The sequence below is a fragment of the Bacillus sp. RC252 genome, assembly GCF_044909215.1.
In the GTDB taxonomy this organism is placed as follows: Bacteria; Bacillota; Bacilli; order Bacillales; family Bacillaceae_G; genus Bacillus_A; species Bacillus_A mycoides.
The window spans coordinates 116191-131091 of the sequence record NZ_JBIYDV010000009.1; the positions used below are offsets into that span (position 1 = coordinate 116191).

Annotated in this window: 15 protein-coding genes; 9 read left to right on the forward strand and 6 right to left on the reverse strand. The window is 35.6% G+C overall.

What is annotated here, in order from left to right; translation table 11 throughout:
* Positions 1 to 4 precede the first annotated feature (4 nt).
* Positions 5 to 739: an amino acid ABC transporter ATP-binding protein gene (locus ABH960_RS15065; protein WP_002010843.1), complete on the forward strand. Its 735-nt coding sequence runs from the start codon at positions 5 to 7 to the stop codon at positions 737 to 739.
* Between the two features lie 51 nt (positions 740 to 790).
* Here the strand turns inward: ABH960_RS15065 and sasP are convergent, their stop codons facing one another.
* Positions 791 to 994, reverse strand: a complete 204-nt coding sequence (gene sasP / locus ABH960_RS15070) for a small acid-soluble spore protein, SasP family (RefSeq protein ID WP_000013349.1) — start codon at positions 992 to 994, stop codon at positions 791 to 793.
* Positions 995 to 1485: 491 nt separating this feature from the next.
* Between sasP and ABH960_RS15075 the strand changes: the two genes are divergently transcribed.
* On the forward strand, positions 1486 to 1731 hold the full coding sequence (locus ABH960_RS15075) for a hypothetical protein (protein ID WP_002087367.1): 246 nt from the start codon (positions 1486 to 1488) through the stop codon (positions 1729 to 1731).
* Positions 1732 to 1747: 16 nt separating this feature from the next.
* Here the strand turns inward: ABH960_RS15075 and ABH960_RS15080 are convergent, their stop codons facing one another.
* On the reverse strand, positions 1748 to 3208 hold the full coding sequence (locus ABH960_RS15080) for a YheC/YheD family endospore coat-associated protein (protein WP_404446204.1): 1461 nt from the start codon (positions 3206 to 3208) through the stop codon (positions 1748 to 1750).
* Between the two features lie 19 nt (positions 3209 to 3227).
* The gene (locus ABH960_RS15085) at positions 3228 to 4280 is read right to left on the reverse strand and encodes a YheC/YheD family protein (protein WP_002010850.1); all 1053 of its coding nucleotides are present in this window, start codon (positions 4278 to 4280) and stop codon (positions 3228 to 3230) included.
* Positions 4281 to 4405: 125 nt separating this feature from the next.
* Here ABH960_RS15085 and ABH960_RS15090 point away from each other — a divergent pair, with 125 nt between their 5' ends.
* Positions 4406 to 5551 carry a DUF445 domain-containing protein gene (locus tag ABH960_RS15090; protein WP_404446207.1) on the forward strand — a complete coding sequence of 382 codons (1146 nt, stop codon included), beginning with the start codon at positions 4406 to 4408 and terminating at the stop codon, positions 5549 to 5551.
* Positions 5552 to 5694: 143 nt separating this feature from the next.
* On the forward strand, positions 5695 to 6048 hold the full coding sequence (locus tag ABH960_RS15095) for a YlbF/YmcA family competence regulator (protein ID WP_088035249.1): 354 nt from the start codon (positions 5695 to 5697) through the stop codon (positions 6046 to 6048).
* Positions 6049 to 6201: 153 nt separating this feature from the next.
* Here ABH960_RS15095 and ABH960_RS15100 read toward each other — a convergent pair whose 3' ends face one another.
* Positions 6202 to 6798 (reverse strand): NDxxF motif lipoprotein, encoded by a 597-nt coding sequence (locus ABH960_RS15100; protein ID WP_404446210.1) that lies wholly within the window; start codon positions 6796 to 6798, stop codon positions 6202 to 6204.
* 24 nt (positions 6799 to 6822) lie between these two features.
* Positions 6823 to 7380, reverse strand: coding sequence for an HAAS signaling domain-containing protein (locus ABH960_RS15105; protein WP_404446213.1), 558 nt, complete (start codon positions 7378 to 7380; stop codon positions 6823 to 6825).
* Between the two features lie 400 nt (positions 7381 to 7780).
* On the opposite strand from ABH960_RS15105, the gene alsS reads away from it, so the two are divergent.
* From alsS to ABH960_RS15125, 4 genes are all read left to right on the forward strand, one after another.
* Positions 7781 to 9469: an acetolactate synthase AlsS gene (alsS, locus tag ABH960_RS15110; RefSeq protein WP_113936702.1), complete on the forward strand. Its 1689-nt coding sequence runs from the start codon at positions 7781 to 7783 to the stop codon at positions 9467 to 9469.
* Between the two features lie 16 nt (positions 9470 to 9485).
* The gene (gene alsD, locus ABH960_RS15115; RefSeq protein ID WP_113936701.1) at positions 9486 to 10244 is read left to right on the forward strand and encodes an alpha-acetolactate decarboxylase; all 759 of its coding nucleotides are present in this window, start codon (positions 9486 to 9488) and stop codon (positions 10242 to 10244) included.
* 218 nt (positions 10245 to 10462) lie between these two features.
* Entirely contained in the window at positions 10463 to 11542 is a 1080-nt protein-coding gene (locus tag ABH960_RS15120) for a tetratricopeptide repeat-containing glycosyltransferase family 2 protein (protein WP_215576785.1), read from the forward strand.
* A gap of 50 nt (positions 11543 to 11592) precedes the next feature.
* Positions 11593 to 12702, forward strand: a complete 1110-nt coding sequence (locus ABH960_RS15125) for a glycosyltransferase (RefSeq protein WP_404446218.1) — start codon at positions 11593 to 11595, stop codon at positions 12700 to 12702.
* 179 nt (positions 12703 to 12881) lie between these two features.
* Here the strand turns inward: ABH960_RS15125 and ABH960_RS15130 are convergent, their stop codons facing one another.
* The gene (locus ABH960_RS15130; RefSeq protein ID WP_404446221.1) at positions 12882 to 13496 is read right to left on the reverse strand and encodes a DNA-3-methyladenine glycosylase; all 615 of its coding nucleotides are present in this window, start codon (positions 13494 to 13496) and stop codon (positions 12882 to 12884) included.
* 134 nt (positions 13497 to 13630) lie between these two features.
* Between ABH960_RS15130 and ABH960_RS15135 the strand changes: the two genes are divergently transcribed.
* A complete protein-coding gene (locus tag ABH960_RS15135; protein WP_404446224.1) occupies positions 13631 to 14503 on the forward strand; it encodes a Cof-type HAD-IIB family hydrolase in 873 nt (290 codons plus the stop codon).
* Positions 14504 to 14901: the final 398 nt, after the last annotated feature.

Here is a 14901-nt window from a genome sequence, read left to right on the forward strand (position 1 = left end):
TTTTATGATTTCAATTCAACATTTACAAAAAAGTTTCGGAGATAATACCGTATTAAAACATATAGACTTATCAGTTGAGAAGGGCGAAGTGGTTGTTATTATCGGGCCATCTGGATCTGGTAAAACGACATTCTTACGTTGTCTCAACGTGTTAGAAACGCCGAACGCTGGTAACATTCGCATCGGCAATAAAGAGCTCGATTTCTCTCAAAAAGTATCGAAGAAAGATATTGTAAATCTTCGTACGCAAACAGGTATGGTATTCCAACACCATAATCTATTTCCTCATTTAACAGCAATTCACAATGTAATGGAAGGGCTCGTTACAGTGAAAAAGATGGGGAAAGAAGAAGCGAAGAAAAAAGCAAACTATTTCCTTGAAAAAGTTGGTCTTGCGGATAAAGTAGACTTATATCCGTTCCAATTATCAGGTGGACAACAACAGCGTGTTGGAATCGCTCGTGCGCTTGCGATGGAGCCGGAAGTTTTACTATTTGATGAGCCAACGTCAGCACTTGATCCTGAGCTAGTTCAAGAAGTTTTAAAGGTTATGAAAGAACTTGCTAAAGAAGGAATGACGATGGTCATTGTAACGCATGAAATGCGCTTTGCTCATCAAATTGCGAACCGTGTTATTTTCATGGATGGCGGTGTCGTTGTCGAACAAGGTACACCGGAAGATGTATTTACAAATCCAAAAGAAGAACGAACGAAGAAGTTTTTACAAATGTTGCAGTAAATTAAGGAAGGTCTCAGGGCATATGCCCTGAGACCTTTTTGCCATATATATTTATTTTTGGAATCCGCCAAGACTTTGCTCAGCCATTGCAACTAGACGTTTTGTAATTTCTCCACCAACAGAACCGTTAGCGCGAGCCGTAGAATCTGCTCCTAATTGTACACCAAATTCTTGAGCGATTTCGTACTTCATTTGATCGATTGCTGCTGTTGCACCTGGTACTACTAATTGATTGTAAGAGCTTTGGTTTGCCATAGGAATATATCCTCCTTAGAGTTATAAAAATTTTTTTGGTTGGACTAGCTGGATTTGAACCAGATTATCGCCCCGTTTGGCGCTAATCCATCGGTAATTAAGTTTGTACTCATAGTATGGATGTTACCTAGAAAGATATACAAAAAAATAATTTGTAAATTTTGTAAAAAAATATTTCATCATTTCGTAAATTATGAAATAAGAGTAATCGTTGTATTTTTAAGAAAGAAGGCTAAACTAAGAGCGAAATCATATGCGTTTTTTTCTTTGTATAACCAGCTTGGCTTACTTAACTTATGATTTGTTAAAGTGAGACAAATTCCAGTTTAGTAAAATGAAAATTAAATCGGGAGCAACTGCATAGTTCTGTTTTAACCCAGGGTAGGGTAGAAAAAGGAACTGACCGCGTCTATGCGCGGCTAGATGCTCTCTTCAATCTAAAAAAAGGGCTTTTTAATTGTTTTTAAACGATAACGTATGGAGGAATCATGATGGGAATTTGCCCGCTTTGCAACGCGCTAGAATCACAAACATATTCTTGTCAAAATTGCCAAGGTATACTCCAAGATTATGGGAAAACTGTAGATTACATAGATGATTACAGTGCATATATGGATCAAGAATTATTAAGTGCAGTAGACGGTTTAACACATAATAATTCACAGGAGTATTGCAATCATGTTTTTTATTGCGGAGTATGTAATGTGGAAACTGAAGTTGTAGTGAAGCTCGTTTAAATAAAAAACTTCCACCTTATGAAGGAGGTGGAAGTTTTTGTTTTTGTATTTGTGAGTTAATCATAGGGGAAGGGATGTTTTCGGTATGTGACGAAGGATCTGATTTTATTTGTGACATTTTTTCTTTCGTATCGCGCAAAGAGTGTTCAGTTAAATAGATGGCATATTCATAAAATAATTGGCGCGTAAGTTCACTTTGTTCTTTTAACTTTTCATCTTGGAATACAGTTCGCCCCGGTTTAGAATTTGCTTCAAATAGCCACGGGTTTTCCGTGGTGTCTAAACCAATGTCAAAACCAATTTCTCCAATGTTCCCGGTTACTTGCCCATCAAGTGCATAACTGATTTGTAAGGCTGTTTGTTTTAGTTTATTTTCAATTTGAACTTGCTTTGTTGAATCAGGAAATAGTTCTTGAAGTAATTTCGTATCACCGCCGCTATTTACATGAGTTGTTAAGCTACCTTTGCCGGCGATTTTTGCGACGATTGCACTGACTACCCAATTACCAAAATGGTTTTTATTTGTATGAATGCGAAAATCGACGGGTTGCCCTTCGAATCGGAGCAGTGAGATACCTTGTTGTACGATAAACTTTTTTAAATCATGTCCTTTTAACACATGGTTAAGAAGGGCTTCTAATGATTGATACTTTCTTAGTTTGTTTTGTTCATTTTCACGATAACGACAATAGTAGCAATTATCAGTTTGAGAATAGAGTATTTGATGAATATTTCTTCCGAAGCTACCGTGTATTGGTTTCATATAAATGTACTTATACGTACCGAGAAGTCGTTCTACTTGTTCAAAATGTTGAAATACTTCTGTATTTGGTAAGAATGGTTTAATTGAATCTTCTTTCATTAAAAGTTGATGCACTTCCCATTTATTGAAAAATCCCGGATTAAACCACGGAATCCCATAGTCGCTTTCTAAACGTTTTTTTGCTCTTACGATAGGTTTGTAATTTTCTGCTTGCCGATTTGGTAATCGGTCGTAAATGACATTTGGTAAAGGGATTTTGTTTTTTACCCATTTTCCTTCTTGAAAGAAGTACCCTTCAATTGTTTCCTCTTCCCAGTTTATATGTTGAATGCCAAAGACAAATACAAATGGCTGCAATGTGAATGGTGGTGTTAATAACTCACTGAGAGAGATGGAACGACTTCCTAAAGGAGAATTAGAATCATCGTTAAAGCCAGTTGTGAAAATCCCGATTAATGGGCCGAAAACAATGGTTTGATTGTGTAAGAAGGCATGGATTGTTGCTGAATGCGGTAGTAAAAGATCGGCTGCAATCTGTTCGCCAATAATAATTTCTCGCGTGAATGAATAATGAATTTTAATATTTTCACATGTAATATAACGTAAGCCAAAGAAAAAGGATGTAATTGGTGGTGTAATAGAAAAAACGTAAGGTAAAGTAATACTATTTGGATGCTCATCTGAAATACTTAATGTATATATGTGCTCTTTCAACGGGGATTTCCTCCTTTCGTTATGGTGTAAATCGGCTAAACTTTAATGGACCATGAAAAATTTGTTCAGCCAGTTCGTCGTTGTACCTAGTATAAACATCGTAAGATGGCATCGTATTGACGTACATAAGCCAAATGGCACCTTTTTGATCCATAATGGTAGAAAGCTCTAGTTCAAATAATGAAGAATAGGACTGATCGAGTGTTTTAAACACTTCATTTACAACATCATGTAAAGCATCTTTTAATAATTGAACGCCAGTTGGAGAAAGTAAATATTTAATTTTAGAAAATGGATGTAACATAGAACGTTCTGTTGCTGAAAGTAAAAATTGTGCTGGGAATGAAGATTTTTGTATAAATTGACCGAGCACTTTCCAATTCTGTTCTTTATTTTTTTGCATAATGGTTCGAATATGAATCGGATATGATAGTTGATTTGGAGGTTGTAACATTGGATGAATCATATAACGGAATGAGTGTATGTTCGATTTGCACCATGATATAAATTTATCTGTTCGTTTGAATTGAGTAGAAGTATGATGTTGTTCATTTATTGTATCGATATGAAATGTTTTATTTTTGTAAGTGGCCCGATATAAATTTTCATTGGAGTGTATATTGATTGGTCTTATAATAATATCTCTTGTTTCTAGTAGTAATTTAAAAATTCCTTGTACTGTTCCTTTTATTATTTTTGGTACGTAAGGGGAAAGACGTTTATTAGTAAGAAAAAGATTGTGTAAATCGCTTGGGTTAATAAGTGTGTTGTTTAAAAAGGTAGTGGAAGAACGTTTGTGTAATGAATGAATAATCGCATTTGCTTGTTGGAATTCCTCATCCTCTTTGAAATGACAACGATCATATATATATGAAGGAATGGGAAAGGTTTGATCTATCCAATTTCCTGTATCTGTATCGTAAATAAGACCAGAAACAAGATCTGTCTTTGAATCAATGCTAAACGGTGTGAATTGGGCAACGACGTTATGATAAAGACGAGCTCGCTTAGCGATTTCGGTGTAATACGTTTGCTCGTGATGGAGCCCGGAAGTTAAAAGACCAAGAACCAACGAAATCACTCCTTTAGTAATAAGATGTTTGCATTATAGGCGAAGCTATATATTGCAAATACGTTTTTATACCATTATACTTTTGTCCGTATGATGATATGCTATAGTTTTGGAGAAGTGAAAGGTTGATTGTGATGAATATATGGTTAAATATGTTAATAACGACAGGGCTCGGGGCAATTATTGGAGGATACACAAATCATTTAGCGATAAAAATGTTATTTCGTCCTCATCGTCCGATTTATATTGGGAAGTTTCAGGTTCCATTTACGCCAGGGTTAATTCCGAAGCGCCGTGATGAGCTTGCTGTTCAATTAGGTAAAATGGTTGTAGACCATTTGTTAACACCAGAAGGAATCGGAAAAAAACTAACAAATAAAGAGTTTCAAACCAGTTTAATTCGCTGGACACAAGTGGAAGTTGATAAAGTAATTACAAATGAACAGTCGTTACGGGATATGTTAGAAAAATGGAATTTAGAACATGTAGAAGAAGAGGCGATCGGGAAAATCGAGCATGTTATTAGAGAAAAAATTCATGCATTTTTAGCAGAGCACTATACATATACATGGGAACAGGCGTTACCTCATTCTGTTCATGAAAAAGTAGAGAATGCGATTCCGAATGTAGCATCTTTTATTTTAAAAAGAGGAATTAGCTTTTTGGAAAGTGAAGAAGGAAAGGAACGCCTTTCAAAAATGATTGATGACTTTTTCGCTTCTCGCGGGACGATGCTTAACTTAGTTGGTATGTTTTTAGGGAATGTAAGTTTAGTTGATCGCGTGCAGCCGGAAGTCATTAAGTTTTTAGGACAAGATGGAACAGAGCGTCTGTTAACTGATGTACTGCAAAAAGAGTGGGAAAAGTTAAAAGGAAGAGACGTAAAAGAATTAGAAACGTTCGTAGAGAAAGAAATGATTGTGAACTCCATATTGTCAGCGGTTAAAGTAGAGGAAACAGTGAGTAGATTTTTAAATCAGTCTGTTCAGCAAGTATGTGAGCCAGTTCGAGAAACAATCGTTGAAAAAGTGGTCCCTAGCGCAGTAGAGAAAGGCTTGAAGTGGGGAACAGAAAATGTGGGAAGTATATTGGGAAATCTACAGCTTGCGGAAATTGTCCAGCAGGAAGTATCTACATTTTCAACAGAGAGACTAGAAGATCTCGTATTGTCCATTACAAAAAATGAGTTAAAAATGATTACATATTTAGGGGCGTTATTAGGGGGGGCAATTGGATTTATTCAAGGCTTGTTACTCTTGTTCCTTAAGTAATAAAGATGGGTGTATAGAAATAAAAGTGAAATTTCTTCCCATCTCATGCATAGTTTGATATGGTAAGAAGAGGTGCGTATGTAAATGCACTTAAAAGGCAGTGTGAGCGAAAAGCGCTAGCCTTCTAAAGGAGGAAAAATAAAATGACAAAAAACATTCATGATGTTGCATATGAATTACAAAAAACAATCGCTGAAAACGAAGATTTCCAAACATTAAAAGCAAGCTACGCAGCAGTACAAGGAGATGCAGAGTCAAAGAACTTATTCGAAGAGTTCCGCGCGATGCAACTTGGCTTACAACAAAAAATGATGCAAGGCCAAGAAATCACTGAAGAAGATAACCAAAAAGCACAAGAAGTTGTAACTCGCATTCAACAAGATGCAAAAATCACAAAGTTAATGGAAACTGAGCAACGTTTAAACATCGTTATCACTGACGTTAACAAAATCATCATGAAGCCACTTGAAGAATTATATAGCGCGCAACAAGCGTAATGATGGAAGACGCTCCTAGTATGGGGGCGTTTTTTTTTGTGGGTAATTTGATAGTCCTTCCACAAAAAAATCCCCGCCGAAATAGCCATGTGTTAGTGACTATTTTGACGGGAATATATGATGTATCTTTCAATTTCTCTTTTACATATATAATTATTTATTGAAATACTCAGTTTTAATATTTTTTTCTTTCAAAAACTTTTCAATCTCTTTTTGCTTTCTACCATTAACTTTCTCAAAGCGCTTTGTAAAAGAAAAATCGGTCTTGAATAAGTTACCATCTTGAGCGATTTTTTCTATTTCTTGATCTAGTTCTACTGAAAGTGCTGTAGACGATGAAATAAATTCATAGATTTCTTTCGAAGGCTTTTTGTAATCATCAGGTATAGTATTGTTACTAATAAAATCATGGAAATTCGCATCATTTTGTTTCGCTAAATTTATTAGTTTTTTTAATTTCTCTCGGTCGGATTCAGTGACATTCTCATCAGACATGGCTGATGAAAGGGGAACGATGTTTTCGCATAACTCTCCGCTATAATCTAAATAAGTCTTTATATTTTGTTTCATTTCGTTTTCATTAATATTTTCATTTTTCTTTGAGGAACTAAATATAGTTTCTGGAATTTTAACCGTAACATCTTTAATGGATTGTACATCGTTTTTTTCATTAGATTGGTTACTGTTTGAACAAGCTGATAGAAATAAAATTGTAAGTAACATGAGTGGATATAAAATATACTTTTTCATATTAATCTCCTTTTACATTCATTATTATCTTTGTAAAATAGCTACATTCCATTTCAAATATTTTACTAAAAGTGCGTATATATGTTTTATCATTTGATAAGATATTACGGATATGAGTAAACCGCTGCAAAAAGCGATGAACACATTATAAACATCGGAATAACTGATTTGATGAAAACCGTTAAAAAATCCTAACCCTATTAATAAAATAGGTGAAATGATTAATAATGGAGTGGCAATTATAAGGGCTAGAAGAATCGGTAATAAAAAGAGTAGTACGAAAAAGGCGATAATGATAAAGGCAAAGTTTAAAACACTTAAGTTCATAACAGAAAATAGTGCGGTTATCATATTTTTGAAGCTTCGTTTATTGTCAGCGTTGTTTATTGCATATGAAACATTAAGTTCTTTAGCAATAGTTTTAGGGTCTCCTAGTTTTCTGGAAATTTCTTCTTCAGATTTCCCATCCTGTTTAGCACTGATAAAATGAGTTTCATACTCTGAAATAATATCTTTCTTTTCTGCATTAGGCATATTCCGCAAGGAAGAACTAAGTTGTTCCAAAAATTCACTTTTGTTCATAACAATCACTTTCCTTTATAAAATGATGAATTACAGCTGAGAATCCTATCTTTTGAAAAGGGGGATACGAATTACAAGGTGCGTTCCAATTATTGGGTATTTCAATATTTACAAATATATCATTTAGTAGTGTTCTTTGCAAGGTACTATAATCTTATTAATACTGTGATTAGATGGAATTTTTTCGTGCATTTTTAGAGGAGATATAAAAATATTATTTTAGGATAAACAAAGGGTTGTAAGCGTATTCCTTAGAGGTTGTCAAAAAACTGTCAAATTCATATTGTTGGAAAAATAATGCATTTGTAATATAATGATAAACAATACTTCACCACATTAATTAACTAGGTGAAATTAAAAATCTTTATTACACACATTATGAAATAAAGGAATGATTAGTTTGAGTACAGGTGTAAAAGCAAACGACGTGAAAACAAAAACAAGAGGAGCAGATCTTGTTGTTGATTGTTTAATTAAACAAGGTGTTACACATGTTTTCGGTATTCCAGGAGCGAAGATTGATTCTGTATTTGATGTACTGCAAGAAAGAGGACCAGAGTTAATTGTTTGTCGTCATGAACAAAACGCAGCATTTATGGCAGCTGCTATTGGTAGATTAACAGGGAAACCGGGCGTATGTCTTGTAACTTCAGGACCAGGGACATCAAATTTAGCGACAGGTCTTGTTACTGCGAATGCGGAGAGTGATCCCGTTGTTGCTTTAGCTGGTGCAGTTCCGCGTACAGATCGATTAAAACGTACGCATCAATCCATGGATAATGCTGCATTATTTGAACCAATCACTAAATATAGCGTAGAAGTCGAGCATCCTGATAATGTACCAGAAGCACTTACTAATGCATTTCGAAGTGCTACTTCTACAAATCCAGGAGCAACACTTGTAAGTCTTCCGCAAGACGTTATGACTGCGGAAACGACAGTAGAGTCTATTGGTGCGCTTTCTAAGCCACAGCTTGGAATCGCTCCCACAAATCATATTGAATACGTAGTAGAAAAAATAAAATCAGCAAAATTACCAGTTATTTTACTCGGTATGAGAGCAAGCACCAATGAAGTGACGAAAGCAGTTCGTGAGTTAATTGCGGATACAGAACTTCCTGTTGTTGAAACGTATCAAGCAGCTGGTGCAATTTCACGTGAGTTAGAAGATCATTTCTTTGGCCGCGTTGGATTATTCCGTAACCAACCAGGTGATATTTTACTAGAAGAAGCGGATTTTGTTTTATCTATCGGCTATGACCCAATTGAGTACGATCCGAAATTCTGGAATAAACTTGGCGACAGAACGATTATCCATCTTGATGACCACCAAGCAGATATCGACCATGATTACCAACCAGAGCGTGAATTAATTGGTGATATCGCTTTAACTGTAAATAGCATTGCGGAGAAATTACCGAAGCTTGTATTAAATACGAAATCAGAAGCAGTTTTAGAGCGATTACGCGCGAAATTATCAGAGCAAGCAGAAGTTCCAAATCGTGCTTCAGAAGGTGTTACGCATCCACTTCAAGTCATTCGTACACTTCGTTCTTTAATTAGTGACGATACAACCGTTACATGTGACATCGGTTCCCATTCTATTTGGATGGCAAGATGTTTCCGTTCTTATGAACCACGTAGACTATTATTTAGTAACGGTATGCAAACGTTAGGTGTTGCACTTCCTTGGGCAATTGCTGCTACTTTAGTAGAACCGGGTAAAAAAGTAGTCTCAGTGTCAGGTGACGGTGGTTTCTTATTCTCAGCGATGGAATTAGAAACAGCGGTACGTTTAAATGCTCCGGTTGTCCATCTCGTATGGAGAGACGGTACGTACGATATGGTTGCGTTCCAACAAATGATGAAATACGGCAGAACATCAGCTACAGAGTTTGGCGATGTCGATCTTGTGAAATATGCGGAAAGTTTCGGGGCGTTAGGTCTTCGTGTCAATACACCAGACGAATTAGAAGGTGTATTGAGAGAAGCGTTAGAAGCAGAAGGCCCTGTCATTGTTGATATTCCAATCGATTATCGTGACAACATTAAATTAAGCGAAAAACTATTACCAAACCAATTAAACTAATGGGGGCATGAGTGAGATGACTGTTGCGCAATTAATTGATATTGATGCAAAAAGAACGAAAACGAATAATGAAGTATATCAAACATCTACAATGCTTGCGCTATTAGATGGTATATATGATGGTGTGATTAGCTTTGAGGAATTGAAGGAACGTGGTGATTTCGGCATCGGCACATTTGATCAATTAGATGGTGAAATGATCGCGTTTGATAACGAATTTTACCATTTACGTTCAGACGGCTCCGCAGAAAAAGTAGAGCCAGAGGAAACAACACCGTTTGCGACTGTAACGTTTTTTGAAAAAGAAATGAGTTATACGGTAGAGCATCCGATGAATCGTGAAGAAGTGGAAGCGTTATTACATGAATTAATGCCAAGTAAAAACTTATTTTATGCGATTCGAATGGATGGTACGTTCCGTGAAGTAAGAACGAGAACTGTTCCAAGACAAGAAAAACCGTATACGCCGCTCGTTGAAGTGACGAAATCACAACCGATCTTTTCATTTAAAGATACAGAAGGTACGCTAGCTGGATTTTGGACACCAGATTACGCACAAGGTATTGGTGTAGCTGGTTTCCACTTACATTACATTGATAATGAAAGAAGCGGTGGCGGACATGTTTTCGACTATGTTGTAGAAAACTGTACGATCCAAATTTGTCAAAAAGCTCATATGCATTTAGCACTTCCTGAAACAGCTGATTTTATGGCGGCGGAATTATCAAGAGAAAACTTAGAGAATGATATTGCGGCCGCGGAAGGTGCGGAGTAAAAAGGAATCGAAATTATGTATTCTCTATATAAAGAACCGAAGTCTTGTTCAGGCTTCGGTTTTTTTCATTGATTTGCAATCTTCGAGTGAAATTCCCCTATCCAATTTCACTGCACCGCCTCATTATGTTTCTTTTGTAAAATGAAAACTCAATTTTGAAGCAAAAGAAATATAAATTTCTCTCCAAACATATACATCAAAAGGATAGGGGGGATATGATGGAAAACTCCATTACTATTAGTTTATGCATGATTGTAAAAGATGAGGAACAAACTATATCAAAATGCTTAGAATCGGTTAAAAGTGTTGTGGATGAAATTATTATTGTAGATACAGGTTCAACAGATGGTACAAAAGAAATTGTGAAGAAGTACGACGCGAAAGTTTATGATTTTCAATGGATTGAAGATTTTTCAGCGGCACGAAATTTTGCGTTTTCTAAAGCTACAAAAGAATATATTCTTTGGCTAGATGCAGATGACATAATAGATACGGAAGATATAAAGAAATTGTTGCAGTTAAAACATACGTTAGATCGTAGTACGGATGCAGTATCTATGAAATATTATTTAACTTTTGATATAGAAGGAAATCCAACACATTCTTTAAGGAGATATCGATTAGTCAACAGAAGTAAAAATTTTCAATGGTATGGATTTGTTCATGAATATTTAGAGGTGTATGGAAATCTTATAAATAGTGACGTAGGGGTAAGTCATAAAAAAGAAAAAGCATATACTAATCGTAATTTGAAAATATATGAAAAACATCTTGAGAGTGGAAAAGAGTTTAGCCCCCGCGATGTGTACTATTATGCAAATGAATGTAAGGATCACAGATTATTTGATAAGGCTGTTAAGGGGTATTCTAGGTTTTTAGATGAAGAAAAGGGTTGGGTTGAAGATAACATTCAAGCTTGTTTAAAAAGAGCCGAATGTTATTTAGAATTGGGGGACTTAAAAAAATCTATACAGTCTTGTTTGCAATCATTTACGTATGACACGCCTAGAGGAGAACTTTGTTGCCACTTAGGACGTGTATTTTTGCAACAAGGGGAATATTCTAAAGCGATATATTGGTACCATGCAGCAATTGACGGGCCCAGGCCAAAGGATTCTCCGTTTGTCCGAGAAGAGTGTCATACATGGTTGCCGCATATTCAACTATGTATTTGTTATGATCGAATAAAAGAATATGAAAAGGCAATTTATCATAACGAACAAGCTGCACAGTTCATACCTAATAATCCAAGCATTGAATATAATAGAAAATATTTTGATAGTTTATCGGAAAAATAATATTCAATAATACTAGATAATCATTTTGGCTGCTGAGAGGAGTTTGATTCATGCTCACAAGTATAATTATATTGACTCATAACCAATTACAATATACAAAAGAATGCATCCAAAGTATTAGAACTTATACAGTGGAACAAGAGTATGAGTTAATAGTTGTGGACAACGCGTCAACAGATGGTACTGTAGAATGGTTACAAAAACAATCGGATATTATGCTAGTGGAAAATGCGGAGAATATGGGTTTTCCAAAGGGATGCAATCAGGGAATTAAAGAGGCAAAAGGTGACAATATTTTATTATTGAATAATGATGTGGTCGTAACTGAAAATTGGCTAAGCAACTTAATTCGGTGTTTATATGAAAGTAAGGATGCTGGAGCGGTAGGGCCCGTAACTAATAATGCCGCTTACTATACTGCTATACAAACTTTTTATAAAGATATTGAAGGAATGCAGAGGTTTGCAACTTTATATAATCAAAGTGATAAAGATAAATGGGAAGAACGTATGAAATTAATCGGATTCTGTATGCTTATAAAAAAATCAGTGTTAGATGAAGTTGGATTATTAGATGAACGATTTACACCGGGGAATTATGAAGATGATGATTTGTCACTAAGAATGTTTGAAAAAGGTTATAAATTGTATTTATGTAAAGATACATTTATTCATCACTACGGAAGTGTCTCATGGAAAGAAGATAGTGTTAAATTTTCTGTTTGTTTACATGCGAATAATATAAAATTGTATGAAAAATGGGGATTTTATGGTGAAAGTTTATACATTCATTGTGATTTACTAGCGATTTTAGAGCGATTTGCGCCTGATAAAGTAAATATTCTTCATATAGGAGCTGGATGTGGTGCCACTTTATTAAAAATGAAAGGGTGTTATCAGGCAGTTTCTTTATTCGGAGCAGAAAGTAATGAAAAAGCGGCAGCTCTTGCAAATAGGGTAGCTCCTACAACTTCTGCTGCGTATGACAAGTTACATGAGGTATTTATAGATGAAAAATTCCAGTACATCCTACTATCACATCCCATTGAGCCAGCGAAATTACCGCAGGTCATACAATCTATGTCACAACTTTTAACGCCAACAGGAACTTTCGTTCTGTCGAAATTCAATTTGGAAAATTATTATGCATTAAAAAAATAATGCTTTTAAGATTTTCTCTTTGGAGATGAACTGTATTTGGAAATGTTGGAGGAACAACGGTTTCTTTTATAGAAACAAAACCGAAATCCGATCCCGGATTTCGGCTTTTCGACGTGTGATGAATTATGAAAAAAGAGCTATCCTATAAGTTGGTTTCACTTACTTATAGGATAGCTTCTTTATTTTGAAACAAACGGATGCTTTTCATAATAAAACCGCCATGGGTAGTGAATGGCTTCTTCTGCGTAATCAATATTAATACGAGGGCCAGCTATTATGTTATGTGTGGATGATAGATGTTCTTCTTCCGGAACTAGCTCAATATGTAATGTATCACTTTGTAATGATACCCCGCGTTCTTCTAAAGTGATTCCGAGTGCGCGGCATAGTTTTCCAGGTCCATTTGTTAAGTTTTTATACTGAGCTTTCGTAATGTCAGTTTTGTTGTAACGCGCTAGTTTCATGTCTTCGATTCCATCTACAGGTTCAAGAGCACGAATGAGAACTCCTTGCGGGGTGCCGATTGGTGCTGTAATTACGTTAAAGCAATGATACATGCCGTAAATTAAATATACGTAAGCATGTCCGGGTGCACCGAACATTACTTCTGTTCGATCTGTTCTTCTTCCGCCGTAACTATGAGCGGCCTTATCATCTGGACCTTTGTATGCTTCTACTTCTACAATAATTCCGCTCCGCTTTACGCCGTCTACAATATGAACGAGTTTATGTCCGAGTAACTTCTTTGCGACCTCTAACGTATCGCCTTCATAAAAAGAAGGAGGTGCCTGCATTGTACTATCTCCTTTGCCAGTTGTATATGTATATAGTAAACCAAATTTTCAGTAGTAATTCTAACTCGTTCTATTTACTACATTTATTTCATAAATTATGGATAGAGTACAACAGCGAAGAGGGGGAGTGCGACATGATTTATCGCTTACTAGCTCTTAATATAGATGGGACACTACTATACAACAACGGAAAAATCGCAAAAGGGTTACGGGAGACAATTGACTTTGTGAAAAGAAAAGATGTATACGTTACATTGTTTACGAATCGTAATTTTCAATCTGCTCATAAAATAGCGAAGGCGTTAAAATTAGATTCTATATTAGTTACGCATGGCGGTGCTTTCGTTTCAGCATCGTTAGATAAGCCGTTCGCTCAAAGGAGATTATCTGAAGAGAAAACCTTTAATATCGTGCAAGTGTTAGAGCATTTTGATTGTAATGTTCGCATTTCTCATGAACGATATTCAATTGGGAATCGTGAGAGAAATACACCAAACTTAATTGCGCGTACTGTATTATCAAGCGCAGATCCATTATTTTATCCGGTTCAATTTGTAGATTCGCTAGGAGATGCACTGCGTGATCATCCAGTAGCTGCACCAAAAATTGATATTGTTTTCCATACGAAAGGTGAAAAAGAAAGAGGGATGAATACGTTAAGAAAGGCATTTCAAGATGTGGAGTACGTTGAGTGTGATGAGAGACGTATAGAAATTCTCCCTCAAAATGTATCAAAACTACGTGGTTTACAATTACTTGGGGAGCATTTAAATATTAACCTTAGTGAAATGGTTGCGATTGGAGATAGCGTAGAAGACTTAGAGGTAATTGAAAATGTTGGGCTTGGGGTAGCGATGGGGAACGCTCCTGTAGAATTAAAGAAAGCCGCAGACTGGATTACACGTTCTAATACTGAGAACGGCGTAGAGTATATGATTAAAGAGCATTTTCGTAAGCAATTCCCACTTCCATTTTTAAAGAATCATAAACATACACCGAAACGATGAAAGAAAAACGTAGCTTTTTGGCTACGTTTTTTTGTCGACTTTATTTGAAAAGTTTAAATCAATATTCCAATAAGAAATGAAAGCGTTTCAGGCGAGGAATTGTGTCTGTAATCCATACAATTCACTTGAATACTTTAGAAAACTGTTGTAGAGTGGATGATGTTGCCAAAATAGTTACACCACATGAAATATTCTTCGAGTTAATTTTATTGAGCTCCCGTACGTAAAAACACTTCAGCATGTTAGTTTAGTTCACGTATTATCTCAAAAATGAATTGTAGTAGTTTCGCCAATTAGTTGTAGAGCTTCTTTGTTTTATTTAAATGGATTATTTGTAAATTAGTATGAATAGGTTTTAAGTACATCTGAAATGTACTTCTTGTTATAAGTTTTTGAAA

What these genes read in the sequence shown, in the direction of transcription:
- ABH960_RS15065 (WP_002010843.1), top strand. Translation starts at nt 5, where the DNA reads ATGATTTCAATTCAACATTTACAAAAAAGTTTCGGAGATAATACCGTA.
- sasP (WP_000013349.1), bottom strand. Translation starts at nt 994, where the DNA reads ATGGCAAACCAAAGCTCTTACAATCAATTAGTAGTACCAGGTGCAACA.
- ABH960_RS15075 (WP_002087367.1), top strand. Translation starts at nt 1,486, where the DNA reads ATGGGAATTTGCCCGCTTTGCAACGCGCTAGAATCACAAACATATTCT.
- ABH960_RS15095 (WP_088035249.1), top strand. Translation starts at nt 5,695, where the DNA reads ATGACAAAAAACATTCATGATGTTGCATATGAATTACAAAAAACAATC.
- ABH960_RS15100 (WP_404446210.1), bottom strand. Translation starts at nt 6,798, where the DNA reads ATGAAAAAGTATATTTTATATCCACTCATGTTACTTACAATTTTATTT.
- ABH960_RS15105 (WP_404446213.1), bottom strand. Translation starts at nt 7,380, where the DNA reads ATGAACAAAAGTGAATTTTTGGAACAACTTAGTTCTTCCTTGCGGAAT.
- alsD (WP_113936701.1), top strand. Translation starts at nt 9,486, where the DNA reads ATGACTGTTGCGCAATTAATTGATATTGATGCAAAAAGAACGAAAACG.
- ABH960_RS15120 (WP_215576785.1), top strand. Translation starts at nt 10,463, where the DNA reads ATGGAAAACTCCATTACTATTAGTTTATGCATGATTGTAAAAGATGAG.
- ABH960_RS15125 (WP_404446218.1), top strand. Translation starts at nt 11,593, where the DNA reads ATGCTCACAAGTATAATTATATTGACTCATAACCAATTACAATATACA.
- ABH960_RS15130 (WP_404446221.1), bottom strand. Translation starts at nt 13,496, where the DNA reads ATGCAGGCACCTCCTTCTTTTTATGAAGGCGATACGTTAGAGGTCGCA.
- ABH960_RS15135 (WP_404446224.1), top strand. Translation starts at nt 13,631, where the DNA reads ATGATTTATCGCTTACTAGCTCTTAATATAGATGGGACACTACTATAC.